The following is a 25,238-nucleotide window of genomic DNA, read 5'->3' on the forward strand; positions in this document are numbered from 1 at the left end:
GTGCACCGGCAGGAGTGCCCGCACGATTCGCCGGGAGGCCGACATGGGACTGCGGTACGCCTATCTGGGGCCGGCGGGGACGTTCACCGAGGCGGCGCTCCGGCAGGTGTGGGACCCTCACGCCGACGAGGCCCTCCCGATGACCGATGTGCCCGGCGCGCTCGAGGCCGTGCGCACCGGCGCGGCCGATCGCGCGGTCGTGCCGATCGAGAACTCCATCGAGGGCGGGGTGAGCGCCACCCTCGACACCCTCGCCTCCGGGCTGCCGCTCGTGATCGTGGGCGAGGCCCTCGTGCGGGTGCAGTTCGTGCTCGCCGCGCTCCCGGGCACCACGCTCGGGCAGGTGCGCCGGATCGCCACCCACCCGCACGCGTGGGCCCAGTGCCGCCGCTGGGTGGGCGCGCACCTGCCCGGAGCCGTGCACGTGCCCGCCACCTCGACCGCGGCGGGGGGCGCCGGCCTCATCGGCGACGAGGCGGCCGGCTACGACGCCGCGATCACCGCCCCGCTCACCGCGATCGACTACGGACTCGACGTGCTCGCGGAGGACATCGGCGACAACTCCAGCGCGGTCACCCGATTCGTGGTCGCCTCCCGCCCGGGTCCGATCCTGGAGCGAACCGGGCAGGACAAGACGACCCTCATGGTCCAGCTCGCCGACAACGAGGCCGGGGCGCTGCTCACGATGCTCGAGCAGTTCGCGGCGCGTGGGGTGAACCTGAGCCGCATCGAGTCCCGGCCCGCCGGCGACGTGCTCGGCCGGTACATGTTCTCGATCGACGCCGAGGGCCACATCGACGACGAGCGGGTCGCCGCCGCGCTCGTGGGGCTGCACCGGGTGTGCCCCCGCGTGCAGTTCCTCGGCTCCTATCCGCGGGTGGACGGGCCCGGATCCGTTCCCCGGCCGGGCTTCACGGACGAGGCCTTCCGGCGCGGCCGGGACTGGGTGGCGAGCCTGCGCGAGGGCGTCCACCCAGACTGACCCGATCCCCCGGATCGACCCCGGATCGACCCGGGCTGATCTGGGCTGTTCCGGGCTGACCCGGATCGACCCGGGCTGATCTGGGCCGATCTGGGCCGGGGGTCAGCCGGCCGCGCTCGTGCGGCGGGTGCGCACGACGAGCGCGCCCTCCTCGAGCCAGAACTCGGCCCCGGTCACCCGACCCACGAGGTCGCCGTCGACCTGGAGCGGCTCGGGTTCCTCGAGCCGCACCGCCACCCGGCTGCCGCGCCAGAACTCGATATTCGACGCGATGGTCGGACGGGTGGAGCGGATGCCGATGCCCTGCATGATCACGGTGCCGAACAGCGAAGCCCAGCCGAACAGGCCACCGCGGGTGTCGAGGGCGGCGACGTCGAGTCGGCCGTCGTCCGGGGCGGCGTCGGGGAAGAGCACGAACCCGCCGGGCAGCTTCCCGACGTTCGCCACGAGCAGCGAGCGGAGCTTGCGGTTGTGGACCGGACCGGAGCCGATCTGCACCCCGATCTGTACCTTGCGTCCGTGCAGGTGCCGGGCGCCGACGAGGAAGTAGGCGAGCCAGCCGAGCCGGGACTTGAGTTCGTCGTCCGCCCCGGCGACCATCGCGGCATCGAACCCGACCCCCGACATGACGAGGAACGCCTCGTCGCCCGGGTGGGGGCGATTGCCGCCGTCCCGGGTGGTCGACCCTCCCCGCTCGGCGGCGGGGGCGTCGTCCGTGAGGGAATTGTCCGAGGGAACGCCGTCCGTGGGGGCGTCGTCCGAGGGAACGCCGTCCGTGGGGGCGCGGGCCAGCTCGGGGCGCACCCACCCCAGGTCGATCCGGTGATCGGCACCGGTCAGGGCCGTGAGCATGAGCTGCTCGAGTCCGTTGACCGGCAGGTCCAGGTTGCGGGCGAACAGGTTTCCGGTGCCCATCGGGATCAGACCCATCGGCACGCCGGAGCCCGACAGGCCCGCCGCGACCTCGCGCACCGTGCCGTCGCCGCCGACCGCGATGACGACGCTCGCGCCGGCCCGGACCGCCTCGCTCGCCTGCTCGGATCCGGAGGATTCCGGGGTCGTGGTGAACCACAGCGGCTCGCCCAGGCCGGCCTCGGCCGCCGTGCGCGCCCCCAGGTCGCGGAACGCCTCGAGGGAGGAGACCTTGGTCGGATTGACGACGAACGCCGGCGGCCCGCCTGCCCGGTCGGCGGACTCCTCACCCTCGAGCGGGCGGGCGGCGCTCGCCCGCGAACTGATCCGCCTGAGCACGAGCACACCGACGATCACCGCGATGGTCGCGGCCACCAGTGCGGCGATGCTCACCCATTGTTCCCACGCCATGCGCTCACGCTAGCGCCCGCCGCCCCGATCCATCCGGGACCACGCGGGAACCCTCACGGTGCCGCACCCGGCCTCGGGCGTTGCCGCGCCCGGCCTTCGACGGTACCGCGCCCGGGGACGATACCCTCGGGAAGGTGATCGACCTCAAGGCACTTCGTGACAACCCCGACCGAGCCCGCCGGAGCCAGCTCGCCCGCGGCGCCGACCCCGAACTCGTGGACGAGGTGCTCGCCGCGGACGAACGCCGCCGCAGCCTGCTCACCATGTTCGAGTCGCTCCGCGCGGAGCAGAAGGCGGCCTCCCGCGCGGTCGGCAAGGCGAGCGCGGAGGACCGCCCGGCGCTGCTGGCCGAGGCGAAGCGCTTCACCGAGCGGGTCAAGGCCGCCGAGTCCGAGGCCGACGCCGCCGGGGAGGAGGCCGGGGCGCTCCTGCGTTCGCTTCCGAACCTCGTGCTCGACGGGGTTCCCGCCGGCGGCGAGGACGACTTCGTGGTGCTCCGCCACGTGGGGAGCCCGCGCGACTTCGAGGCCGAGGGCTTCCCCGCGCGCGACCACCTCGACCTGGGGGAGCGGCTCGGCGCGATCGACACCGAACGCGGCGCGAAGGTGTCCGGATCGCGGTTCTACTTCCTCACCGGCATCGGGGCGCGACTCGAGCTCGCGCTGCTCAACCTCGCGATGGACACGGCGCTCGAGCACGGGTTCACCCCGATGATCACCCCCACCCTCGTGCGCCCCGACATCATGGCCGGCACCGGCTTCCTCGGTGAGCACTCCGAGGAGATCTACCGGCTCGAGGCCGACGACCTCTACCTCGTGGGCACCTCCGAGGTCGCGCTCGCCGGCTATCACAGCGGGGAGATCATCGACCTGAGCGCCGGGCCGCGCCGGTACGCCGGCTGGTCCGCGTGCTATCGCCGCGAGGCCGGCTCCCACGGCAAGGACACCCGCGGAATCATCCGGGTGCACCAGTTCCACAAGGTGGAGATGTTCTCCTACGTGCGCGCGCAGGAGGCGGCCGCCGAGCACGCGGCCTTCCTCTCGTACGAGGAGGAGATGCTCACCGCGATGGGCCTGCCGTACCGGGTGATCGACACGGCCGCCGGCGATCTCGGCACCTCGGCCGCCCGCAAGTACGACTGCGAGGCCTGGCTGCCCACCCAGTCCCGCTACCTCGAACTCACCTCGACCTCGAACTGCACCACCTTCCAGGCCCGCCGGCTCGGGGTGCGGGAGCGCGGCGAGGACGGCACCGCGCCGGTCGCCACCGTCAACGGCACCCTCGCCACCACCCGGTGGATCGTCGCGCTGCTGGAGAACCATCAGAACGCCGACGGTTCGGTCGCCGTGCCGGACGCGCTGCGCCCCTACCTCGGCGGCCGCGAGATCTTGGAGCCGCTCACGTGACGCCCCCGTACTTCCCCGGTGCCCTGCTCACCCTCACTCCCGGCGCCGGGACCCTCGTCGCCCTCGACATCGACGGCACGATCCTCGGCCACGACGGCTCCCTCGCCCCCGAGGTCACCGCCGTGATCGATCAGCTTGTGGACGACGGCACTCACCTCGTGCTCGCCAGCGGCCGTTCGCTCACCGCCGTGCTGCCGGTGATCGAGCAGCTCGGCCTCTCCTCCGGCTGGGCCGTCTGCTCGAACGGGGCCGTGACGATCCGCTACGGCGATCGCACTCGCGGCGGAGGATCGGATCGGGCCCCGGGGGCCGACGGGGTCGGATCGGATGGTGCTCACGGGGCCGGGACGGACGGTGCCGACCGGGACGGTGCCGACCGGGACGGTGCGCACGGGGCGGCGCGTGGCTCGATCTCGTCGATCCCGTACACGGTCGAGGACCTCGTCACCTTCGACCCGGAGCCCGCGTTGCGCAAGCTGCGCGAACACGTGCCGGACGCCCTCTATGCCGTGGAGGTCCTCGGTGAGGGGTTCATGGTCACCGAGCCGTTCCCGCTCGGGGAGCTCACCGGCCGTCAGGACGTCGTCCCCTTCGACGAGCTGAGCCGATCGGCAGCCTCGCGCGTGACCGTGCGGGCGCCCGACCTGACCGCCGCGGACTTCCACGAGCTCGTGGACCGCACCGGCCTGCACGGCGTCTCCTACGCCGTGGGCTGGACCGCGTGGCTCGACCTGAGCCCGGCGGGCGTCTCCAAGGCCTCCGCCCTCGAGGTCGTGCGGCAGCGGCTCGGGGTCGACGGCGCCTCGACGCTCGCGGCCGGCGACGGCCGCAACGACATCGACATGCTCGGCTGGGCCGGCTACGGCATCGCGATGGGCGACGCCGACGAGATCACCCGGGCCGCCGCCGACTACACCACCGGCAGCGTCGCCGAGAACGGCCTCGTGCCCGTGCTCAGCGGCCTCTACCCGGATTCACTGGGCAGCCGGCGTTCCTCGGACCCGCTGCCGGACCCGCGCTGAGCCGCACCTCTGATCTACTGAGCCGCCCGTCCGATCCGGCGACGGCGCCCGCGCGGGGCGACCGGGCGTCGTCCATGCGCACGTAACGGCCCAGAGCGGCCCAGAGCGGCCCCGAGCGGCCCAGTGAGCGGTCACGCAACGGCCCAGAGCAGCCCAGAGCAGCCCAGAGAGCGGTCACGCAACGGCCCAGAGCGGCCCAGTGAGCGGTCACGCAACGGCCCAGAGCGGCGCAGAGAGGTCATTCTCGGGGCGCCGTGGCCCCGCAGGGCTCGCCAGGGCCCGCCAGTGCTTGTCAGGGCTCGCCAGTGCTCGCCAGGGCTCGCCAAGGGCCCGCCAGGGCTCGACAGTGCTCCTTCAGGGGCCCGACAGTGCTCCTTCAGGGGCCCGTCAGAGGTACTGACCCGGCCGATCCTGCCCCTGCCCGCTCTGCTCAGCCTGCCCACCCTGTCCACCCTGCCCGCTCTGCTGGCCGAGGCGACCGTGGACGGGCAGGGTCATCCCGGGCGGGAGCGCCCGGCGCATCGTCGCGAGCTGATTCTGAGCCATCATCTGCTGGGCCACGAGCGCGGTCTGGATGCCGTGGAAGAGGCCCTCGAGCCAGCCCACCAGCTGCGCCTGCGCGACCCGCAGCTCGGCGTCGGACGGGGCGGCGTCGTCCGAGAACGGCAGCGTGATGCGGTCGAGCTCGGCGGCGAGGTCCTCCGAGAGCCCGGTGCGCAGCTCGGCGACCGATCGGGCGTGCACCTCCGCGAGCCGGTCGCGGGCGGCCTCGTCGAGCGGGGCGGCCTTGACCTCCTCGAGCAGCTGCTTGAGCATCATGCCGATCCGCATGACCTTCGCCGGCTCCTCGACGGCGGCCGTCGGATCCTCGTCCGGATCGGCCATGCTCACGCCCTCAGCCGAGGCGATGACGACCTTCGGGCGGTGCCCCGTGTTCCCCGTGTTCTCCGGGTGCCCTGTGTCCTCTGTGTTCTCAGGGTTCCCCGTGTGCTCTGTGTTCTCAGGGTGCTCTGTGTGCTCTGTGTTCTCAGGGTGCTCTGTGTTCTCCGTGTTCTCCGTGCGGTCCTCGGCCCCCTCGCCGGGCGCGCCGGCGGGACTCGCCTGCGCGTCCGGCTCGCGCCCCCGCCCGCGACTCTGTCCGCTTCCCTGCCCGCGACTCTGGCCGCGCCCCTGACCGTGTTCCCGCCCGCTGCCGACATCCGCGTGCTCAGTCATTCCTCCATCATGCCCCATCCGTTCTCGCCGCTACGCTGTGAGGCATGACTTGGTTGAGATCGCCCGCCCATGCCCGGTGGCTGGAATCCGAATTCGATGCGCTCGTCGGCTTCGCCGCCGATGCGGCCACCCCGGAGGGCTTCGGCTACCTCGACTCCGACGGCGAGGTGGTCGCCGAACGCGGCAGCGAGCTGTACGTGACGTGCCGGATGGTGCACACCTTCGCGCTCGCGGCCCTCCTCGGCCGCCCCGGCGCCGCCACGCAGGTCGACCACGGGCTGCGGGCACTGGCGGGCCCGTTCGCGGACGGCGACCACGGCGGCTGGTTCGCCGCCATCGGCCCGGACGGCCCGCTCGACGACTCCAAGCCCGCCTACGCCCACGCCTTCGTGATCCTCGCCGCCGCGAGCGCCACCGTCGCCGGCCGCCCGGGCGCGTCCGAGCTGCTCGCGCGCGCCCTGACCGTCTCCGAACAGCGGTTCTGGCGGGAGGAGGACCGGATGGTCGTCGAATGCTGGGATCGGGCCTTCACCGAGCTCGAGGACTACCGCGGCGTCAACGCCAACATGCACACGGTCGAGGCCTACCTCGCGGCCGCCGACGCCACCGGCCACGACGTATGGCTCGACCGGGCGCTCGCGATCACGACCCGCGTGCTCGACGACTTCGCGCGCCGCACCGACTGGCGCATCCCCGAGCACTTCGACGCCGACTGGAACCCGCTGCTCGACTACAACGCCGACACGCCCGCGCACCCGTTCCGTCCGGCCGGGGCCACGATCGGGCACTGGTTCGAGTGGGCCCGCCTCGCCCTGGACGTGCGCGCCGCGCTCGAGGCGCGCGGGCGCGACTGCCCCGACTTCCTGCTCGAGGCCGCGACCGCCCTGTTCGAGGCCGGGGTCGAGCAGGGATGGAGTGTCGACGGCGACGACGGCTTCATCTACACGGTCGACTTCTCCGGGGCGCCGCTCGTGCGCGAGCGGATGCACTGGGTGGTGGCCGAGGCCCTCGGGGCCGCCGCGGCGCTCTTCCGCCTCACCGGCGACGACCGCTACGACGCGTGGTACCAGCTGTGGTGGGAGTACACCGCCGTTCACCTCATCGACGCCGAGCACGGCTCGTGGATCCACGAGCTGTCACCGGAGAACGGGCCGAGCGCGACGGTGTGGGACGGCAAGCCCGACATCTATCACGCCGCGCAGGCCACCCTGTTCGGCCGACTGCCGCTCGCGCCCGTGCTCGCCTCCGCGATCGAGCGGGGACTCCTCGACACCTGAGCCCGCGCTCCTGCCCCGAGCCACCGGTGCCCCGGTTGCAGGTACCGCCGGTACCCAGGTCGCCGGTGCCCGCGCCGCCGGTACCCGAGCCACAGCTCGGGCTCAGGGCAGGAGCAGCACCTTGCCGAAGACCTCCCCGGCCGCCATCGCCGCGTGCGCCCGCGCGGCCTCGGCGAGGGGGAGGCGCTCGTGTTCGATCACTCGCACCTGCCCGCGTTCGATGAGCGGGAGGACGTCGCGGCGCACGTCGGCGAGGATGCCCGCCTTCTCGTCGCGGGTCCGGTTCCGCAGCACCGTGCCGTGGATCGAGCGCCAGCCGAACAGCAGCGGGGCGAGGTTCACCTCGCCGGTCGTGCCCTTCTGCATCCCGATGATCACGAGCCGGCCGTGTTCGGCCAGCGCACTGACGTTCCGTTCGAGGTAGGCGGCGCCGACGACGTCGAGGATGACGTCGACCCCGCGCTCCCCCGTGGCCTCACGCACGAGCCGGACGAAGTCCTCGCTGCGGTGGTCGATGCCGTAGGCCCCGAGCGCGTCACAGCGGGCGGCGCGGTCCGGCCCGCCCGCCGTGGCGAAGACGACCGCGCCGGTCGCCCGCAGCCACTGGATCGCGATCGACCCCACGCCGCCGGAGCCGCCGTGCACGAGCACGGTGCGGCCCGTGTTGTCCCGCGGGTCGAGGCCGCCGGGCCCGGTCAGGTTGGAGTATGCGGTGGCCACCGCCTCGGGCAGACCGCCGGCCGCCACGACGTCGTAGCCGTCCGGCAGCACGACGAGGTCGTCGGCATGGGCGAGGCACAGCTCGGCGTACCCGCCGCCGTCCACGAGCGCGGCCACGGCCGCCCCCATGAGCGCGGGGTCGACGCCCTCGCCGGCGGCCACGACGCGCCCGGAGACCTCGAGGCCGGGCCAGGACGGCGCCCCGGCGGGCGGCGGGTGCAGGCCGGCGAGCTGGAGCAGGTCCGCCCGGTTGACCCCGGCGGCCGCCACCTCGACGAGGACCTGCCCCGGCCCGGGGTCGGGGGCGGGCACATCCGCCTCGATGAGCGTGCCCGGTGCCGATTCGTCGATGATCATCGCCCGCATCCGCCCAGCCTACGCGGATGTGCGCGTGGAGCCCGCGATGGGCCACAATATGGGCCGGGAGGGTTGACAGAGCGGCCGAATGTGACGGTCTTGAAAACCGTTGTGGGGCGACCCACCAAGGGTTCGAATCCCTTACCCTCCGCCAGTAGGACGTCGTGTCCGTGCCGGCCGTGCCGCCTGTGCTGGCTGTGCCAGCCGTGCCTGCCACAGCGCGTCGACGTCGGCCGCGGTGATGGAGCCGCGGGGCCGAGGCGGCGACGGGGCCGAGGGGCCGACGGAGCCCGGGCGGCGACGGGCTCGCCCTCTCGCGCCAGCGAGGCCCGCGGGTGGGTCACATCGCCCGGGCCGGGACGCGCGCCGCGACGACGGCCGCGACCGTCTCCTTCCAGGGGGTGGGGTCGAGGCCGAAGACGCGGGTGGTCTCCTCGTGGTCGGCCACGAACGGCGCGTCGAACTGGTAGAGCATCTCGAGCACCTCGCGCAGCTGCGGCTGGGCGATCCCGATCGCCCGGAGGGCGGCGCGGGGGATGCGGGAGACCGTCGCGGAGTCGAGCCCGGCGGCGCGGGCGTAGTCGCCCGCGACGTCGCGGATCGAGCGGGCCGGAGCGCTCGGCACGTGCCACGCCCGGCCCCAGGCGCGCTCGTCGGCGGCGAGGGTGACGATCGTGCGGGCGATGTCGTCGATCGAGGTCCACGTGTGCGGGGCATCCGGATCCCCGACCACCCAGGCACGCCGGCCCCGGAGCACCGGGTCGAGCAGGCGCGGTCCGGCGTGGGCGCCCAGCGGCGAGGTGACCTGCGGGCCGACGTAGTCGGAGGCGCGGACCTCGAGCGCGCGGACCCGACCGGCCTCGTGGGCGCGGAGGATCTCCGTCCACATGCGGGCCCGGATCGCGCCCTTGCGGGTGGCCGGCTCGAGCGGCAGGTCGGGCGTCATCGGGCTGCGCCCCGGGGCGTAGCCGTAGAAGCTGCCCGCGACGGCGAGCACGGCGCCGCTGCTCTCGGCGGCCGTGAGGATCGCCCGATGGATCGGCGGCCATCCGCTCGACCACTGGTGATAGGGCAGGTTGATCGCGTTGACGATGACGTCGGCGCCCGCGGTCGCCGCGCGCAGCGCGTCCGTGTCCGCGGCATCGACGGTGCCCGTCGTGAGCCGGGGCCCGGTGGGGCCCCGGCCGGACCGGCTGAGGAGCCGGACGGTCTCACCCCGCTCGGCGAACAGGGTGGCGGTGGCGGATCCGATGGGTCCGGCCCCGAGAACGACGATTTCCGACATGACGACTCCCAGGATGTGAACGGTGATCTCTGTTGTGAACAGTGTTCACCCGCGCTAGTGTCGCTGTCAAGAACACTGTTCACGTTTCCGCCGAGCCGTCGCAGGCCTGCACCGTCGGGCCGGCGAGGAGCCGGTCGAGAGGAGAAGCGATGTCGCAGCCGGTGCCCAGTGCGCGCGACCGCGCCCGGGCCGCGATGATCGAGGACGTCATCGCCGTGGCCCGCCGCCAGCTCGGCCGGGTCGGCGCGGCGGGCCTGTCGGTCCGCTCCGTCACCCGCGAGCTCGGGATCTCCGCCTCGGCGGTCTATCGCTACTTCTCGAGCCGGGACCATCTCCTCACCGCGCTCATCGTCGACGCCTACGAGCGCCTCGGCGCGTTCGTGATCGCGGCCGACGAGGCGGTGCCGGTCGAGGACGTCACCCGGCGCTGGGTCACGGTGTGGCTCGCCGCCCGCGACTGGGGCGTCGCACATCCGCACGAGTACGCCCTGCTCTACGGAACCCCCGTGCTCGGCTACGCCGCCCCGCAGGACACGGTGCTCCCCGCGACCCGCGTGGTCGCCCGCCTCGGGGCGATCGTCGCCGATGCCCATCGGCTCGGTCTGCGCACCGATCCGCCCGAGGCCGCGGATCCCCCGGGCGCCGGGCTGCGCGAGGACGCCGACCGGATCCGCGCGAGCCTGCCCCGCCTCGGCCTCGACCCCGCCGAGGTGTCCGCCGAGGACGCCATCGACGTGGTGCGGGCATGGTCGGAACTCTTCGGCGCGATCTCCTTCGAGCTGTTCGGCCACTTCGTGGGCAGCATCGACCACCCCGCCGAGAATCTCGAGGCGTTGGCCCGCGCGCGGGCCGCCGTGCTCGGCCTGCCCGGCCTGCCCGGCGCTGCGGCGTCGGCCGGGACTGTTACCGTGTGAGGTGGAACACGCGCGGTGCCGCAGCCGCGAGTCCCGGGCCCGCACGGCGAGGTGCGGACCCGAGGTGAGCTGCCCGCGCCCACCCGCGCGTGCGCCGTCCACACGCCCCCGAATTCGGAAACCATGAGACGACGACTCCTCGCCGCCGTAGCCTCCCTCGCCCTGCTCGCAGGTGTCGCGCCGCAGGCGGTCGCGGCGAGCGCCTACGAGGTGCAGCCGGGGCATGCGAGCGAGAACTTCGCGCTCACCGGCGGGCGGGCGGGCGCGGTGACGATCGCGACCGACGCGGCGGTGCTCGAGACGTTCGGGGCGTGGATCGCGAGCGAGTCGAGCCGGGGTGAGGTCGTCGCCTCCGTGCGCACCGACGTGACGGACCCGGGCACCCAGATCGCCCGCGCGCGCGTCGACCTGGGGGAGCGCGGCGGCACCGGCGCGGGCTGGCTCGAGTTCGACCTCGGAGCCGCACTCGCGCCGGGCCACGAGTACACGATCGTGCTCGAGGCGCGCGGCACCGACGGCGAGGTGATCTGGCACGGGAATCGGTCGCGGGTACCCGGCGCGATCCCGAGCTGGAACTACGACCTTGAGCACTGGGGTGGCTGGGTCCAGTACGGCCGCGGCCGGGCCGCGCACCTGACGAACTGGAACCTCGCCTTCTACGTCGACGACGCGCTGAGCGAGCACGGATGCGCCGGCCTGAACGAGTGCTGGCGGCACGTGCCGGCGGCCGAGCGGCACGTGTACCCGGCGGGGCTGATCGGCGCGCCGGGTCGCCCGCACGCGCTCACGGCGTACGCGGCGACCGGTGCGTCGTATGTGCCGGGCTCGAGCGTGCTCGCACTTCCCGGCGGCCCGTGGCTGTACGCGCCGGGCGAGGGCGGGGACCCGGTCGTCGTGGCCGCGGGCGACCCGGGGGCGCTCGCTCAGATCGAGGAGAGCCGGGCGTGGCTCGCGAGCGGTTCGGTGCCGGGGCGCACCCCCGGTGACCGAGAGCTCGCCGAGCGCGCACTCCTCGACCTGCGGCTGCTGTTGCAGGACAGCGGTGCCGTCGCCGCCGCCTGGCGGAGCGCGTGGAAGTACTCGTGGCCGCGGGACTCGGCGTTCGTGGCCGTCGCCCTCGCCCGGGCCGGGCACCCGGAGGAGGCTCGGCGGATCCTCGCCTATCAGGACGCCACGCTCCGCCGGGACTGCACCGGGCAGGCGAACTGCCTCGTGGGAACCTGGGATGCGCGCACCCGGCTCGACGGCTCCGGTCCACCCGACGATCGGCCCTGGCAGCTCGACGCGAACGGCTTCGTTCCCTGGGCGGTGTGGCAGTACCTGCAGGCGCTGCCCACATCCGAGCGGGCCGCGGCGGCGGCCGAGTTCTACGACATGGTGCGGCTCGCTGCGGACGTCGCTGCGTCGTCCCTGAGCGAGGCGGGGTTGCCGCCGGCGCGGCCGGACTATTGGGAGACGAGCTACCCGGCGCCGAACCTCGGCACGGCGGCGCCCCTGCTCGCCGGGCTGCGCGCGGCGGCCGCGATCGCCGAGACCACGGGCCGGTTCGCCGATGCGGACCGCTGGTTCGCCGCCGCCGACCGGCTCGCGGCCGGGATCGAGGCCACGTTCGGGCGGATCGGCTACCAGCGCACCATCGTCGAGGGCAGCGGGAGCGATTCGGCGATCGCGTGGCTCGCGCCGCCGTTCAATCCGGCCGACGAGTCGATGTGGGAGGCGATCGACGCGACCTGGCGCGTGCTCCTCGAGCCCACGGGCGGGGTGACCCCCGGGGCGCAGTGGCCACGGAGCGAGAGCTGGACCCCGGAGACGATGTTCTTCGCGCTCGCCTGGGCCCACGGAAAGACTCCGGAGCGGGCCGCGCAGCTCGTGGACTGGCTCGATTCCCACCGCACCGCCGTCGGGGCGTTCCCCGAGAAGGTGACGGCGGAGGGGGACCCGGCAGATGCCGCGACGCTCGCGTGGACGGCGGCGCTCACCCTGCTCACGCTCGAGGCACTCGCTGACCCGCTGCCGACCCCGCCCGCCGGGCCCGCCCGGGAGGTGACCGGTGATCCGGTGGTGGAGCCGGCCGCGGGCACGGCCGGGGAGCCGGGCACGGCGGGCGGTGAGGGCGTCGCCGATCCCGCGGATGTGGCCGATCTGGCCGGTGCGGCCGATGTGGCGGATGCGGCCGATGCTGCGGGCGCGGACGCGGCCGGGGCCGTCTCGCCCACGGGCGCCGGGGCACGGGAGACCCGGCCCCGGGGGGGTGCTCCTCACCGGCCTCGTGCTCGGCGGGTTGCTCGTGGCGACGGCCGGCACGACGCTGATTCGGCGCCGCCGGCCGGACTGACTCTGATCCGGCGCCGCCGGCCGAGCTGAGGGTTTCGCCGCCGGCCGGGCTGACGGTTTCGCCGCCGGCCGGGCTGAGGGATTCGCCGCCGGGATGCCCGTGTCGTATCCTGCCCGCGACCCGGCGCGCGCTCGCGCCTCCCGCGATCTGGAGACGCATGCCCGCCGCGACCATCGCCGCCGACACCCCGGCTCAGCGCCGCTCCGTGCGGCACGTGCTCCGTACGCCCCGGCTGCTCAGGACCGAGGTGCTCGGTGGTCTGGTGGTCGCGCTCGCGCTCATCCCCGAGGCGATCGCGTTCTCGATCATCGCCGGGGTGGACCCGCGCATCGGACTGTTCGCCTCGTTCACGATGGCCGTGACGATCGCGTTCGTCGGCGGTCGCCCGGCGATGATCTCGGCGGCCACGGGCGCCGTCGCGCTCGTCATCGCCCCGCTCGTGGCGAGCCACGGGCTCGACTACCTCATCGCGACGATCCTGCTCGCCGGGGTGCTGCAGATCGTGCTCGCCGCGGTCGGGGTGGCCAAGCTCATGCGGTTCGTGCCGCGGCAGGTGATGGTCGGCTTCGTCAACGCCCTGGCGATCCTCATCTTCCTCGCCCAGGTGCCCGAGCTGCTCGGGGTGCCGTGGCTCGTGTATCCCCTCACGGCCCTCGCCCTGCTCATCATCTTCGGCCTGCCCCGGCTGACGAGGGCCGTGCCCGCCCCGCTCGTGGCGATCCTCGTGCTCACGGCCGTGACCGTGGCGGCAGGCCTGGCCGTGCCCACCGTCGGGGACAAGGGCGCGCTCCCCGACTCGCTGCCCTCGCTCGTGGTGCCCGACGTGCCGGTGAGCCTGGAGACCCTGCGGGTGATCTTCCCGTACGCGATCGCGGTCGCCGTCGTGGGCCTGCTCGAGTCGCTCATGACCGCCAAGCTCGTCGACGACGTCACCGACACCCGTTCGAACAAGACCCGCGAGGCGTGGGGCCAGGGCGTGGCGAATCTGGTCACCGGCCTTTTCGGCGGCATGGGCGGCTGCGCGATGATCGGCCAGACCACGATCAACGTCAAGGCCTCGGGTGCGCGCTCGCGGATCTCCACCCTCCTCGCCGGGGTGTTCCTGCTCCTGCTCGTCGTGGCGCTCGGCGACCTCGTGGCGCTCATCCCCATGGCCGCGCTCGTGGCCACGATGATCTTCGTCTCGGTGGCGACGTTCGACTGGCACAGCATCCGGCCCTCGACTCTGCGCGCGCTGCCGAAGAGCGAGACCGCGGTCATGGTGGTGACAGTCGTGTTCACCGTGGCCACGAGCAACCTGGCCATCGGCGTGGCCGCCGGCGTGCTCACGGCCACGGTGCTCTTCGCCCGCCGGGTCGCCCACCTCGTCACGCTCGAGCGCACGATCGAGGACGACGTAGCTCGCCCGGGCGCCCGGCTCGCCCGGTACGTGGTCACCGGGGAGTTGTTCTTCGCCTCGTCCAACGACCTCTACTCCCAGTTCGACTATGGGGGCGATCCGGAGCGGGTGGTCATCGACATGCGCCGCTCCCATATCTGGGACGCCTCGACCGTCGCCGCCCTCGACGCCGTCTCGACGAAGTACCTCGAGCGCGGCATCGACGTCGAGATCGTCGGCCTGAACAAGGCGAGCGAGTACATGCACACCCGCATGAGCGGCAAGCTGAGCTGAGTCGAGTTCACCGCGGCAGGGCTGCACGGTCACTGTTGCGCTGCTGCACGGGCACGGTTGCGCGCTGCGGAGGATGCTCCGGAGCCCTCAGCCCTCAGCCCTCAGCTCTCAGCTCTCAGCTCTCAGCCGACGGCCGTCAGCCCTCAGCCGTCAGCCCTCAGCCGTCGGCCGTCGGCCGTCGGCCGTCGGGCGCCAGTTAGCAGGCGCCAGGTGCTGGGTGGCGCGTGTCAGGTGGCGGCGCGCGCGTCGTCCACGCGGCGTGAGTGCTCGGGTGCGGTGATCACCAGGCCGTGACGGGTGAAGTGCCATCGGCCGTCGCGGCGGGCGATCGTGATCTCGCGCTGGTGCACGAGGTCGTGATGGCTCCAGCACAGCAGTATCCCGTGGCCGACCGAGGTGGGGCCGTTGTGTTTGGCCCACCAGAGCGAGTGGTGGATCTCGCCGTATTCGGGTGGCTCGTGACAGCCGGGGAACTGGCAATGTCGATCTCGGGCGATGACCGCTCGGGCCTGGTTCGCGGGGAAGATCCGCTGCTCCCGGCCCACGTCGAGAACGGTCGAGGCGGGCCCGAACACGACCCTGGAGATCTGGGAGTCGCACGCGAGCCGGGAGAGTTGTCCGGGCGTGAGCGGAGTTCCGTCGGAGAAGGTCGCCGGGTCGACCCCGCGCATCCTCCGGTGGTCGAGGCGGGTGGTGATGAGGTGCTCGTCGTCGGTGTCGCGGCCCCACTGCCGGGCCCACTCGGTGTCGTCGGGGCGCTCCCCGAGCGCCCCGGTGCAACCGCCTGAACGGGGCCGTGCGCTCGCGGTGGCGGCGATGAGGGCCTGGAGCGTCTCCCAGGGGACGTGCAGCGTGATCTGGGGACGGATCCGCGCCGAGGGCTGCAGGCGCCCCGAGTCGAGATCCGCCTGGGCGAGTTCGGTCAGGGCCGCGGCACGCCGTTGCCCCGGCGTGCGGTCGTCGGCCTCGCCGGCACGCCCCATGTGCGCGGTCAGGGCGGTGTCCAGGATGCGCCCGGAGGCTTCATCGAGCCAGCCCTGAAGGTGGTAGCCGTCGATCGTGTGGGCGAGGGTGACGTCCTCCTTCGCGCCGTCCTCGCGCCATGCGCGGTCGGCGGCGTCCGGGTCGGCGGCGATCGCCCACTCCTTTGCGACGGAGGTGAACGTGCCGGCGTCGAGTCGGGAGGCCGAGGTCACGAGGAACGTCTCGCCGATATCGGGGTCGGCGAGTTGCCTGCGCATCCGTTGGGTGCGGGTGCACTCGCGCACGAGCACGGCCACGTGGTCGGCCCCGATGCGCCCGTCGGTCAGGGCCTCGAGAGCGCCGGGCAGGTCGAGGTTCAAGCGGCGGGCGTTTCGCACCTGCTGGAGGCACGCGCCGCGCTGGGCCCCGGTGTGGAACTGCAGCCAGGTCGCCAACGCGCGCGACCCGTCGAGAGCCCACCTGCCGTCGGCCTCCGCCGCCGCGGTGGCGCGGGCGCGCACGGCCTCGAGGCGACGCCGGGCCTGCTCGACCTCCTCCAAGGTGTCGAGCACGGCGTCGCCGGAGGCGCCGGACCACTCCAACCGCGCCAGCGACTCGAGCTCCGCGGTGACCCGTCCGAGTCGTGCCACCGCTCGCGCATCGACCGCCACATCGTCGGGCACAGTCGTGTCGTCGAGGGGGCGGGCCGATGTGCCGCCGCCGGCCACCGTTGTGCCGCCGCGGACCACCGCTGCGTCGCCGAAGCGGGTCGTTGCCACCTCGAGACCGGTCGCTGCCTCACTCGGGTCGGTCACCGTGCCGGGCGTGCCAGCTGTGCTCGGCGTGCTGGCTGTGCCGGTTGTGCTGGCTGTGGCGGGAGTGCTCGGTACACCGGGCGTGCCATCGGGGGAGGTCGTCTCGCGGGCCGAATGCTCGGGCGAGGCGGGATCGGGTGGCTCCAACGACTCCATGGACTCCATCGACACTGTGACCGCCTCCCTTCGTCTCCATCGTCCGCGTTCTACCATTCTATAGAACGTATGTTCGAGGTGCAACCCTCAGTCGAGATCCGGTCGATGCGCGATGCGCGACGTGTGACCGGGTCGACCGAGCTGACCGAGCCGACTGACCCGACCGAGCCGACCGAGCCGACTGACCCGACCGAGCCGACTGACCCGACCGAGCCGACTGACCCGACCGAGCCGACCGAGCCGACCGAGCCGACTGACCCGACCGAGCCGACCGAGCCGATGGAGCCGACCCGGTCCACCGGGCGTCCTGCGGCGGTCGGTGCGAGTAGGTGCGAGTAGGCGCGATGAGGGGCCGGGCGACCGGGCGCCGTCCGTAGGCTGCCTGTGTGGGGGGGTGGACAGGGCGCGCGCCGGGCGCGCTCCACCGGTTTTGCGAGCCCGCATCGGGCCGGGTACCCTGTGGGAGCACAAGGAGACGTCGCATAGCCTGGTCGAGTGCGCATCCCTGCTAAGGATGTGAGGGTTCACGCCCTCCGTGGGTTCAAATCCCACCGTCTCCGCCGCGAAGCCCCGATTCCCTCGAGGGATCGGGGCTTTCTGTTGCCATCGTGCAATGTGACGGTGGGCTTGCACGCGGGCGGGAGTGGGCGCCGGATGGCAGGGCGTGGCGGGAAGCGGTCACGCAGCCGTCACGGAAATCCGCGAGAGTCGAGGGGGTGGAGAACTCGTTGGCGAGATCGGCGAAGATGCCTCGTGGGATCAGTCTGCAGGGTGATCGGTCGCGTCAGGCTCTCCGCGGATGGTGTGATCCACTCGCTCGGCGTCTACGGCATCCTCACCGACGCCCGTGCGGCGCTCACGCTCGCGCGGCCGAGAAGGTGCGCGGCACACTCGCCGCCGGCGCAAGCGCGTGCGGAGCGGCGCGCGATGATCGAGCAGGCTGAGCGCGACGCGGTGACGCTCGCACAGTGGGCCGAGGAGTGGCTGGAGCATCTGGACGAGAAGGGCGGTGCGGAGTCCTCGATCGTCACGCACCGGTCGGTGCTGCGGGCGCACGTGCTGCCGGTGCTCGGCGAGGCGCGCCTGGTCGACAACAGCCCGGAGGGCGTCGACGAGCTGATCGCTGGCGTGCGGGCCCGACCCTCCAAGCGCAACCCGAAAGCGAAGGCGAACGGCGTGGCGCCAAACGTGTTGCGGACGCTGCGCGCGTGTCTGAACGTGGCGGTCAAGCGCGGGCTGCTCACGGTGTCGCCGGTGCGCGCGGAGGTGCCTGCTCGCCGAGTGCGCCCGGCCGAGCCCGATGGCGACGTCGCGACGCCGGAGGAGATCGAGGCGATGACCCAGGCGATGCCGGAGCACCTGCGGATCGCGATCCCGCTGGCGGCGTGGTGCTCGCTGCGGCTGGGGGAGGTGCTGGGTCTGCAGCGCGGCGACCTGCAGGACCTTGGTGATCCTGACCGCGCGGTGCTGCACGTGCGGCGGCAGGTCAACTCGAAGGCGCCGGGCGCACCGCTGACGCCGCCGAAGGCGGACAGTGTGCGAAGCATCGCGATCCCGTCGTTCATGCTCGAGGCTCTCGGGGAACGCCTCGGCGAGCGTGTCGGCGAGGGGCGCGCCGCACCGGTGCTGGCGCACCCAGGCGCAACCGCGAGCGCGTCTCACAGACGACGTTCGACCGCCACTGGCGCGCCGCCCGCGCCGCGGCCGGCCGCCCGACGTTCCGGTTCCACGACCTGCGGCACACCGGCCTGACGATGTACGTCCAGCAGGGCGCAACGCTCGCCGAGCTGCTCCATCGCGGCGGCCACACCGATGTCTCCGTCGCGCTCCGCCATAGCACGCCACGGCGGAGCGCGACCGGGCGCTGACGAAGAGGCTGACGGCCGCACTCGGCTAGACCCGGATAGGCGCGTGGCCGGACTGGATAGAACCCTTGCACTCAAGCGATCAACCTGTAAGGATTCTATCCATGAGGGAGTTGGCTGATCTGCCTCCCACCTTCAGCACGGAGGTGGCGCTGACGCATGGGGTGCATCCGCGGGACCTCTATGCCTGGCGCGACGAGGGCAGCATCGTCGAACTGTCCCGGGGAGTGTTCCGCCGGGCGGATGCCCTACCGGCGTCCTATCCCGACGCCCTGGCCGTGGCCCACAGGACCCCTCGCGCGATCGTGTGTTGCGTGTCGGCGGCAGTGGTGCATGAACTGACCGACGAGATGCCGGCTACCACGCAGATCGCGGTCCCGACGCGATCTCATGCCCCGCAGATCGACTACCCGCCGGTGACGGTCTTTCGCTTCGAGGGGCGGACCTTCGCGGTGGGGTTGTCCTCGTTCGAGGCAGCCCCGGATGAATGGGTGCGGGTTTACGATGCTGCCAGGACCGTGACGGATCTGATGCGTTTCCGGCGCCGGTTTGGCGAGCCGGTGGCGCACGCCGCGCTTCACCGTTACCTCGCCTCAGGTGGTCGCCCGGCGCTGCTACTCGAGTACGCGCAGACTCTCGGCGCTCTCGGACCGATGCGCGCAGCCCTCGATGTTGCGAGTGCCCGATGAGCCGACCGACACGAGCGAGTTCTGCCGGGCGCGCATATCTGGACCTGCAGAACCGCGCGCGCCGGGAGAAGCGGGGGACCCAAGAACTGTTGACGATGTACGTCGTCGAACGGTGGCTGGCGCGTCTTGCTCGTTCACCGTATGTCGAGGACTTCGTGCTGAAAGGCGGGATGCTACTGGCCTCGTTCGGAACCCGACGCCCGACCGTGGATGCCGACGCGCTTGCACGGAACATGGTCTCCGACGCAGATGCGGTCGCTGAGCGCGTTGCCGAGATCGCAGCGCTGCCCGATCCGGACGACGGCGTCGAGTTCGACACCAGCAGTACCGCGACCGCTCCGATCCGTGAGGGCACGCTCTACTCAGGAGTGCGGGTCACTGTGGTTGCCCGACTTGCGACTGCTGCGGTCAAGCTCCGGCTGGACATCAATTTCGGTGATCCAGTGACACCAGCTCCGCGGCTCGTCGAACTGCCCGCGCTGCGGCCCGGTGGTGATCCGATCCGAGTCTTGGGCTATCCAGTTGAGACCGTGCTGGCCGAGAAGCTCGTCACAGCTATCGACCTCGGTGTCGCCAACACGCGAGTGCGGGACTTCGCTGACGTCTACGTTCTGACCGGGACCCAAACGGTCCGCAGCGTCGCATTTCGTGAAGCGCTCGAGGCTACTGCAGCATTCCGCGGTGTCAGCCTGCGGCCACTGCACGACGCAGTCCAGGGCTTGGCCGCTCTGCGCGTCTCCACGTACCAGGCTTACCGGCGCGGTCTCGGCGCCTCGGCGACGGACCTGCCTGAGTCGTTCCAGGAGACCATCAGCGCGGCCGTCGCTTTCGTGGACCCAGTCCTCGCAGGGCTGGGCGACCGTTCCGTCTGGGTTCCGTCGAGGCGCCAATGGACGCCGTGAGTCCGGTTCGAGATCGTTCGTGCGATGCATGCTGGGTGGTTCGCCGACCGGCGATGCCAGTGTCACGACCGCCGTGCGTAGGCGTTGTTGAGCCTCCACTAGTCAGCGGCGACCGCGCTACACCACTCTAAGGGGTACTGCTGCTCAAGCACGGCCTGCAGGAGATGGACCGTCGGGAACTCGCGCTGCCCGAACGGCGCAAGGATCATCCCGATCGTGAGTTCTTGGCCGAGCGATTCGCGGAGTTCTCGGCACGTCTCTGACGACCTCGAGCGTCACTGGCCGGATGGGTACGCCGGCCGGCTACGCCGATCGACCCGGTCCGTGACACCCGTACGATTGGCTGCAGCCGTAGGATCCGACGCAGGCCTGGACCGGCACTGCTCGGACCTGTGTCCGCAGACAAGGGAGGGAGACCACCATGACCGACGTCGTCGTGGGCGTGATCGCGCTGGTGATCGGCCTGCTGCTCTGCCTACGCGGGAGCGGCGCGATGCGGGTGCTGCTCGCTGTGTGGGGCGGGTTCTCCGGCTTCGGCTTGGGTGCTGCGCTGGCGGCCGCGCTGACGGATCAGGGGTACCTGGCCACGGCCCTGGGGTGGGTCGCCGCCCTCGTGCTGGCAGTCGTGTTCGCGGCGCTCGCGTACCTGTTCTTCGCCCTCGCCGTCGTGCTCGCATTCGCCTCGATGGGGTTCGTGCTCGGCCAGACGATCGCGGCCGCCCTCGGCGCCTCGGCGCCCTGGCTGCTCATCGGCATCGGGGTCATCGGCGGCATCGTGCTCGGGCTGCTCGCGGTCGCGACGAATCTGCCCGCCCTCGTGCTCATCGTGGTCAGCGCCTTCGCCGGGGCCGGCGTCGCCGTCGCGGGGCTGATGCTGCTGCTCCACGCCTTCAGCCTCGACTCCCTCACCGACACCCAGATCCGGGTCGCCGACCAGCCCCTGTGGTACGTCGGGCAGCTCGTGCTCGCTGTCGTCGGGGTCATCGTCCAGGTACGCCACGTTCGACGACGGCAGCCGGGTACGGTTCGCCAATCCTGGGCGGCAGCCGCTCAGGCCCAGTAGCGTTCCCACCATGCGATGCGTCTACGCCGAAAGCCAGGATCCGGCCGATCCACTCGCCGGGCTCGTCGTCGGCGACCTGGAGGTGAGCGCGCCGTTCCCGGACTGGGTGCCGGTCCGCGTGAGTGCGACCTGCCTCAACCACCACGACCTGTGGAGCCTGCGCGGGGTCGGCCTGCCGCCCGACCGGCTCCCGATGATCCTCGGCACCGACGCCGCCGGCACCGATCCGGACGGTCACGCCGTGATCGTGCACTCGGTCATCTCCAGCCCGGACTGGCGCGGCGACGAGACCCTCGATCCGGCCCGCTCCCTCCTCTCCGAGGTCTACCCGGGCACGCTCGCGGAGACCGTCTGGGTGCCCCGGGGCAACCTCATCCCCAAGCCCGACTTCCTCACAACCGTCGAGGCCGCCGCCCTGCCGACCGCCTACCTCACCGCGTATCGGCTCCTCTTCACCGCGGCGGACCTGCGCCCGGGCCAGAGCGTGCTCGTCCAGGGTGCGGGCGGCGGCGTGGCCACCGCGGCGATCCTGCTGGCCCGGGCGGCCGGCCTGCGGGTCTGGGTCACGAGCCGTGACGAGGGCCGCGGGCAGCGCGCCGTCGACCTCGGCGCCCACGAGGCCTTCGCGGCCGGCGCCCGGCTCCCGGCCCGGGTCGACGCCGTGCTCGAGACCGTGGGGGAGGCCACCTGGGACCACTCCCTCAAGTCCGTCAAGCCCGGCGGCACGATCGCCGTCGCGGGCAGCACCTCCGGCGCGAACCCGCCCGCAGACCTGAGCCGCGTCTTCTTCCGGAGCGTCCGCATCCAGGGCACGACCATGGGCACGACCGGCGAGTTCGCCCGCCTCCTCGGCCTCCTCGAGGCCACCGGGACCCGCCCCCTGATCGACTCCACCCATCCGCTCGATCGCGCCCACGACGCCTTCGCACGCCTCGCGGGCGGCGAGGCATTCGGGAAGGTGGGCATCGCCGTCCATACGCCGTGACACGGGCGACTTCCACACCACGGAAGCCCGATTGGAGAACCTGGAGCGGAGGTCGCTAGCGTGGCGGCAATGAGCATTCTGCGGCGCTGGGCCGACCCGTTCATGGTGGGGATCGTCGGCATGATGATCCTCGGCCTCGTGCTGCCGATCCCCGATGGCGCGGTCGGGCCGATCCAGCGCGTGAGCGACGTCGGGATCTTCATCCTGTTCCTCCTGTACGGGGCGCGGCTGTCGACCCGCGAGGTCATCGACGGCATGCGCAACATCCGGCTGCAGGGGTCGATCCTCGCCGCGACGTTCGTCGTGTTCCCGCTGTTCGGCTGGGCCCTGCACCATGCCACGACCTCCCTGCTCGGCCCCGGGCTCGCCGCCGGGCTGCTGTACGTGTCGCTGCTGCCCTCGACCGTGCAGTCCTCGGTCGCGTTCGTGTCGGTGGCGCGTGGCAACATCGCGGGGGCGATCTGCGCCGCGACGGTCTCGAACGTGGCGGGAATGGTGCTCACGCCGCTGCTCGTGCTCTGGCTCATGGGCGCCTCGGGCTCGGTGGGCGCCGGCGGCATCACCGAGGTCCTCGTGCTCCTGCTGCTGCCGTTCGTCATCGGCCAGGTCGCCCAGCGCTGGGTGGGACCGTGGGTCCGGCGCCACAAGAGGCTCACCGGGATGTGGGACAAGCTCACGATCCTGCTCATCGTGTTCGTGGCCGTGGTCACGGCGACCGCGGCCGGCGTGTGGACGAGCGTGTCGGGCTGGTCGATCGTGGCCGTGGGCGGGATCTCGATCGTGTTCGTGGCGCTCATGCTCGCCCTCACGTGGTGGGGCGGGAAGCTCCTCGGGCTCGACATCCCCGACCGGATCGCGCTGCTCATGTGCGGGTCGAAGAAGTCGATGGCGACCGGGCTGCCGATGGCGTCGGTGCTGTTCACCCCGGCGGTGGCCGGGCCGATCGCGGTGCCGCTCATCATCTTCCACCAGCTTCAGCTGATGATCTGCGCGTGGCTCGCGCGCCGGCTCGCACGGCGTGAGGACGACGCCCCGCTCGTCTCCGTATAGCGCCTCGCCCGGGGTACGGTCAGCCCGCCTGCCCGACGACCGTGCGCAGTACCCGGCCCGCGGCGGCCGCCCCGAGCAGCACGAGGGCCATGGCGCCGAGGACGCTCGATGCGAACTGGACGAGCACGGGAATCGACGTGAGCACGCCCGTGGTCAGGGCGGGCACGAGGAACAGGGCCGAGGCGAGGGTGGCCACCCCGACCGCGGCCACGAGCGGGACCTCGATCTCCCGCATGCGGGCACGGTTCATCACCGCGGTCTCCATCCCGGCCATCGCCAGCGCCCGGTACTCGCCGCGCTGATCGATGATCCGGCCGGCCTGCATCACCCCGGTGGAGACCGCCGCCACGATCGCGGCGATCGCCAGGGTGAGGAAGCCGCCGGTCGCCATGTCGCGGACCTGCGGATCCACCTCGGCGGTGCCGGTGAACATCGCCAGCGCGGCGCACAGGCCGGCGATGAACGTGGCCAGGCCGACCCCGCCGACGCTGCGCCAGGCGCTCTTGGGGGAGTCGACCAGCCGCCGGGCGGCGATGAGCGACGCGGCCCCGCGGGCCCGGGCGGCCCAGGCCCTCCCGATGAGCCAGACCACGAACGGGCCGACGAGGTTGAGCGCCGCCAACCCCGCGAGCACGAACGCCACGAGGACCGCGATCCCGATCGCGACCGGGGACCTGAACACGAACGAGAACGCGAGTGCGGCGAGCGCGATCGGAACGATCCTCGTCCAGTGCAGCCCGCGCGGGCTCACCCGCGCCGCCACCCCGAGTGGCGTGATCGCGACCTTGCGCAGGCTCATCGCGGCCGAGCCGGTCGCGATGAGGACGACCGCACCGACCACCGCGGGAAGCATCCACGGCGGCACCACGAGCTCGCCGTAGGCGAACGGATCCTGCTGGAACACCACCAGCTGCACGATCGGGATGAGCGCGAAATAGCCCGCGACCCCGGCGAGTCCGCCGCTGAGGGCCTGCGCGGCCGATTCGAGCAGCGTGAGCCCGGTGACCTGGCGGGTGGTCGCCCCGGCCAGGCGCAGGGCCGCCAGTCGCTCGTCGCGGCGGGCGACCGTCAGCCGCGCGGCCGCGCCGCCGAGGGTGGCCAGCGGGATGAGCAGCAGCCCGCTCGCCGTCGCCGCGAGCGTCACGTAGAAGCCGAGGTCGGCCTCGTTCCCCTCGGCGCGCATCGCGAACGCACTCCAGCCACCGAGCACGACGAGGGAGATCGCCGTCGCCACCGCGAACGCCACGACCGCCAGGATGCCGGGAAGACGCTGGGGATCCGACCCGCCCGCCGAGCGGCGCCGGAGCAGCCGCCACAACCGCAGCGTGGTCACGACGTCACGCCCTCGACCCGGGCGCCGATCGTGCTGCCGGCCGGGTCATCGCCCAGGTCATCGCCCGGACGGCGCCGATGCTCGCCGACGATCCGGCCGTCGCGCATGTGCACCGTGCGTTCGCACGTGCGCGCCACCGCGGGATCATGCGTGACGACGACGAGGCTCGCCCCCGTAGCGGCGCTCGCCCGGGCGAGGATCGCCAGCACCTCGGCGCCGGTGTGCTGATCGAGCGCGCCGGTGGGTTCGTCGGCGAAGACGACGCCGGGGGAGCCGACGAGGGCGCGCGCGATCGCGACCCGCTGGGCCTGCCCGCCCGAGAGCTCCCCGGGGCGGCGGCCCTCCATGCCGGCCAGGCCGAGATAGGCGAGCCAGCGGCGGGCGGCGCCGGTGGCCTGGGCGCGCGGCACACCGCCGAGCATGAGCGGCAACGCGGCGTTCTCGTCTGCCGGCAGCTCCGGCAGGAGCTGACCCGACTGGAACACGAACCCGAAGTCGCTTCGACGCAGAGCCGACCGGGCGCCGTCCGTCAGCGTGGCCAGGTCCCGGCCCCGCCAGCGCACCTCGCCGCTCGTGGGCACCAGGATGCCGGCGAGGCAGTGCAGAAGGGTGGTCTTGCCGGACCCGGACGGGCCCATGATCGCGACCGACTCTCGCGGCGCGATCGCGAGGGAGACGCCGTCGAGCGCCGTACTGCCGGTGGCTTCGGTCGAGCCCGGATAGACCTTCGTGAGGCCGTGGGCCTGGAGGTCGGGGGAAGAGGTCATGCCTCCACGATCCGGCCCGGGGGCACCCGCGCGCATCGGACCGGCGGTGGGACCGCCGCGCGCGGATCCCCGCCCGTGGTCGGGGCCGCTCGTCATGCCCGGGTCGTAGCCCGCCGCCTGCAGACGACGTATGAGTCGCAGC

21 protein-coding genes, 2 tRNA genes and 1 pseudogene are annotated in these 25,238 nt (G+C 72.7%); 17 read left to right on the forward strand and 7 right to left on the reverse strand.

Features of this window, described 5'->3' with window-relative positions; all coding sequences use genetic code 11:
* The first annotated feature begins 43 nt into the window (after window positions 1-43).
* A complete protein-coding gene (gene pheA, locus GCE65_RS01130) occupies window positions 44-982 on the forward strand; it encodes a prephenate dehydratase (protein ID WP_152817842.1) in 939 nt (312 codons plus the stop codon).
* Window positions 983-1,084: 102 nt separating this feature from the next.
* Here the strand turns inward: pheA and GCE65_RS01135 are convergent, their stop codons facing one another.
* Window positions 1,085-2,305 carry a diacylglycerol kinase family protein gene (locus tag GCE65_RS01135; protein WP_153877078.1) on the reverse strand — a complete coding sequence of 407 codons (1,221 nt, stop codon included), beginning with the start codon at window positions 2,303-2,305 and terminating at the stop codon, window positions 1,085-1,087.
* A 134-nt stretch (window positions 2,306-2,439) separates the two neighbouring features.
* On the opposite strand from GCE65_RS01135, the gene serS reads away from it, so the two are divergent.
* Both serS and GCE65_RS16405 read left to right on the forward strand, forming a co-directional pair.
* On the forward strand, window positions 2,440-3,711 hold the full coding sequence (serS, locus tag GCE65_RS01140; RefSeq protein WP_153877079.1) for a serine--tRNA ligase: 1,272 nt from the start codon (window positions 2,440-2,442) through the stop codon (window positions 3,709-3,711).
* The gene (locus tag GCE65_RS16405) at window positions 3,708-4,733 is read left to right on the forward strand and encodes an HAD family hydrolase (protein ID WP_228760048.1); all 1,026 of its coding nucleotides are present in this window, start codon (window positions 3,708-3,710) and stop codon (window positions 4,731-4,733) included. Before serS ends, GCE65_RS16405 begins: the two co-directional genes overlap by 4 nt.
* A gap of 387 nt (window positions 4,734-5,120) precedes the next feature.
* Here the strand turns inward: GCE65_RS16405 and GCE65_RS16935 are convergent, their stop codons facing one another.
* Window positions 5,121-5,948 carry a bacterial proteasome activator family protein gene (locus GCE65_RS16935; RefSeq protein WP_370460164.1) on the reverse strand — a complete coding sequence of 276 codons (828 nt, stop codon included), beginning with the start codon at window positions 5,946-5,948 and terminating at the stop codon, window positions 5,121-5,123.
* 44 nt (window positions 5,949-5,992) lie between these two features.
* On the opposite strand from GCE65_RS16935, the gene GCE65_RS01160 reads away from it, so the two are divergent.
* Window positions 5,993-7,225, forward strand: a complete 1,233-nt coding sequence (locus GCE65_RS01160) for an AGE family epimerase/isomerase (RefSeq protein WP_153877080.1) — start codon at window positions 5,993-5,995, stop codon at window positions 7,223-7,225.
* Between the two features lie 102 nt (window positions 7,226-7,327).
* Here GCE65_RS01160 and GCE65_RS01165 read toward each other — a convergent pair whose 3' ends face one another.
* Window positions 7,328-8,311, reverse strand: a complete 984-nt coding sequence (locus tag GCE65_RS01165) for a zinc-binding dehydrogenase (protein ID WP_153877081.1) — start codon at window positions 8,309-8,311, stop codon at window positions 7,328-7,330.
* A 57-nt stretch (window positions 8,312-8,368) separates the two neighbouring features.
* Between GCE65_RS01165 and GCE65_RS01170 the strand changes: the two genes are divergently transcribed.
* Window positions 8,369-8,456: transfer RNA gene (locus GCE65_RS01170), tRNA-Ser, on the forward strand.
* A gap of 186 nt (window positions 8,457-8,642) precedes the next feature.
* Here GCE65_RS01170 and GCE65_RS01175 read toward each other — a convergent pair.
* Entirely contained in the window at window positions 8,643-9,587 is a 945-nt protein-coding gene (locus tag GCE65_RS01175) for an NAD-dependent epimerase/dehydratase family protein (protein WP_153877082.1), read from the reverse strand.
* A 149-nt stretch (window positions 9,588-9,736) separates the two neighbouring features.
* On the opposite strand from GCE65_RS01175, the gene GCE65_RS01180 reads away from it, so the two are divergent.
* From GCE65_RS01180 to GCE65_RS01190, 3 genes are all read left to right on the forward strand, one after another.
* Window positions 9,737-10,501, forward strand: a complete 765-nt coding sequence (locus GCE65_RS01180; protein WP_153877083.1) for a TetR/AcrR family transcriptional regulator — start codon at window positions 9,737-9,739, stop codon at window positions 10,499-10,501.
* A 123-nt stretch (window positions 10,502-10,624) separates the two neighbouring features.
* Window positions 10,625-12,865 (forward strand): glycoside hydrolase family 15 protein, encoded by a 2,241-nt coding sequence (locus tag GCE65_RS01185; protein ID WP_153877084.1) that lies wholly within the window; start codon window positions 10,625-10,627, stop codon window positions 12,863-12,865.
* A gap of 128 nt (window positions 12,866-12,993) precedes the next feature.
* Window positions 12,994-14,508: a SulP family inorganic anion transporter gene (locus GCE65_RS01190; protein ID WP_153877085.1), complete on the forward strand. Its 1,515-nt coding sequence runs from the start codon at window positions 12,994-12,996 to the stop codon at window positions 14,506-14,508.
* Between the two features lie 227 nt (window positions 14,509-14,735).
* On the opposite strand, the gene GCE65_RS01195 is transcribed toward GCE65_RS01190, so the two are convergent.
* Window positions 14,736-16,286, reverse strand: a complete 1,551-nt coding sequence (locus GCE65_RS01195) for an HNH endonuclease signature motif containing protein (protein WP_194928766.1) — start codon at window positions 16,284-16,286, stop codon at window positions 14,736-14,738.
* A 225-nt stretch (window positions 16,287-16,511) separates the two neighbouring features.
* Between GCE65_RS01195 and GCE65_RS16410 the strand changes: the two genes are divergently transcribed.
* The 9 genes and pseudogenes from GCE65_RS16410 (at window position 16,512) to GCE65_RS01240 (ending at window position 22,996) form a co-directional block, all read left to right on the forward strand.
* Window positions 16,512-16,781 (forward strand): hypothetical protein, encoded by a 270-nt coding sequence (locus GCE65_RS16410; protein WP_228760049.1) that lies wholly within the window; start codon window positions 16,512-16,514, stop codon window positions 16,779-16,781.
* Between the two features lie 132 nt (window positions 16,782-16,913).
* Window positions 16,914-17,002 (forward strand) — tRNA-Ser (locus GCE65_RS01205).
* A 211-nt stretch (window positions 17,003-17,213) separates the two neighbouring features.
* Window positions 17,214-18,194, forward strand: a complete 981-nt coding sequence (locus GCE65_RS01210) for a hypothetical protein (protein WP_153877087.1) — start codon at window positions 17,214-17,216, stop codon at window positions 18,192-18,194.
* Window positions 18,137-18,310: pseudogene (locus tag GCE65_RS16940) on the forward strand (site-specific integrase); the annotation flags it as partial. The gene GCE65_RS01210 and the pseudogene GCE65_RS16940, both read left to right, overlap by 58 nt.
* A gap of 101 nt (window positions 18,311-18,411) precedes the next feature.
* On the forward strand, window positions 18,412-18,996 hold the full coding sequence (locus tag GCE65_RS01220; RefSeq protein ID WP_153877088.1) for a type IV toxin-antitoxin system AbiEi family antitoxin domain-containing protein: 585 nt from the start codon (window positions 18,412-18,414) through the stop codon (window positions 18,994-18,996).
* A 95-nt stretch (window positions 18,997-19,091) separates the two neighbouring features.
* Window positions 19,092-19,898 carry a nucleotidyl transferase AbiEii/AbiGii toxin family protein gene (locus GCE65_RS01225; protein WP_228760173.1) on the forward strand — a complete coding sequence of 269 codons (807 nt, stop codon included), beginning with the start codon at window positions 19,092-19,094 and terminating at the stop codon, window positions 19,896-19,898.
* A 421-nt stretch (window positions 19,899-20,319) separates the two neighbouring features.
* Window positions 20,320-20,961 carry a DUF4203 domain-containing protein gene (locus GCE65_RS01230; protein ID WP_153877090.1) on the forward strand — a complete coding sequence of 214 codons (642 nt, stop codon included), beginning with the start codon at window positions 20,320-20,322 and terminating at the stop codon, window positions 20,959-20,961.
* Window positions 20,962-20,971: 10 nt separating this feature from the next.
* Window positions 20,972-21,946 carry a zinc-binding dehydrogenase gene (locus GCE65_RS01235; protein WP_153877091.1) on the forward strand — a complete coding sequence of 325 codons (975 nt, stop codon included), beginning with the start codon at window positions 20,972-20,974 and terminating at the stop codon, window positions 21,944-21,946.
* A gap of 69 nt (window positions 21,947-22,015) precedes the next feature.
* Window positions 22,016-22,996: a bile acid:sodium symporter family protein gene (locus GCE65_RS01240; protein WP_153877092.1), complete on the forward strand. Its 981-nt coding sequence runs from the start codon at window positions 22,016-22,018 to the stop codon at window positions 22,994-22,996.
* Between the two features lie 19 nt (window positions 22,997-23,015).
* Here GCE65_RS01240 and GCE65_RS01245 read toward each other — a convergent pair whose 3' ends face one another.
* Window positions 23,016-24,329 carry an FtsX-like permease family protein gene (locus tag GCE65_RS01245; RefSeq protein ID WP_153877093.1) on the reverse strand — a complete coding sequence of 438 codons (1,314 nt, stop codon included), beginning with the start codon at window positions 24,327-24,329 and terminating at the stop codon, window positions 23,016-23,018.
* A complete protein-coding gene (locus GCE65_RS01250; protein ID WP_153877094.1) occupies window positions 24,326-25,096 on the reverse strand; it encodes an ABC transporter ATP-binding protein in 771 nt (256 codons plus the stop codon). The genes GCE65_RS01245 and GCE65_RS01250 overlap by 4 nt, the downstream gene beginning before the upstream one ends.
* Window positions 25,097-25,238 lie beyond the last annotated feature (142 nt).

The organism is Pseudactinotalea sp. HY158, from assembly GCF_009660225.1.
In the GTDB taxonomy this organism is placed as follows: Bacteria; Actinomycetota; Actinomycetes; order Actinomycetales; family Beutenbergiaceae; genus HY158.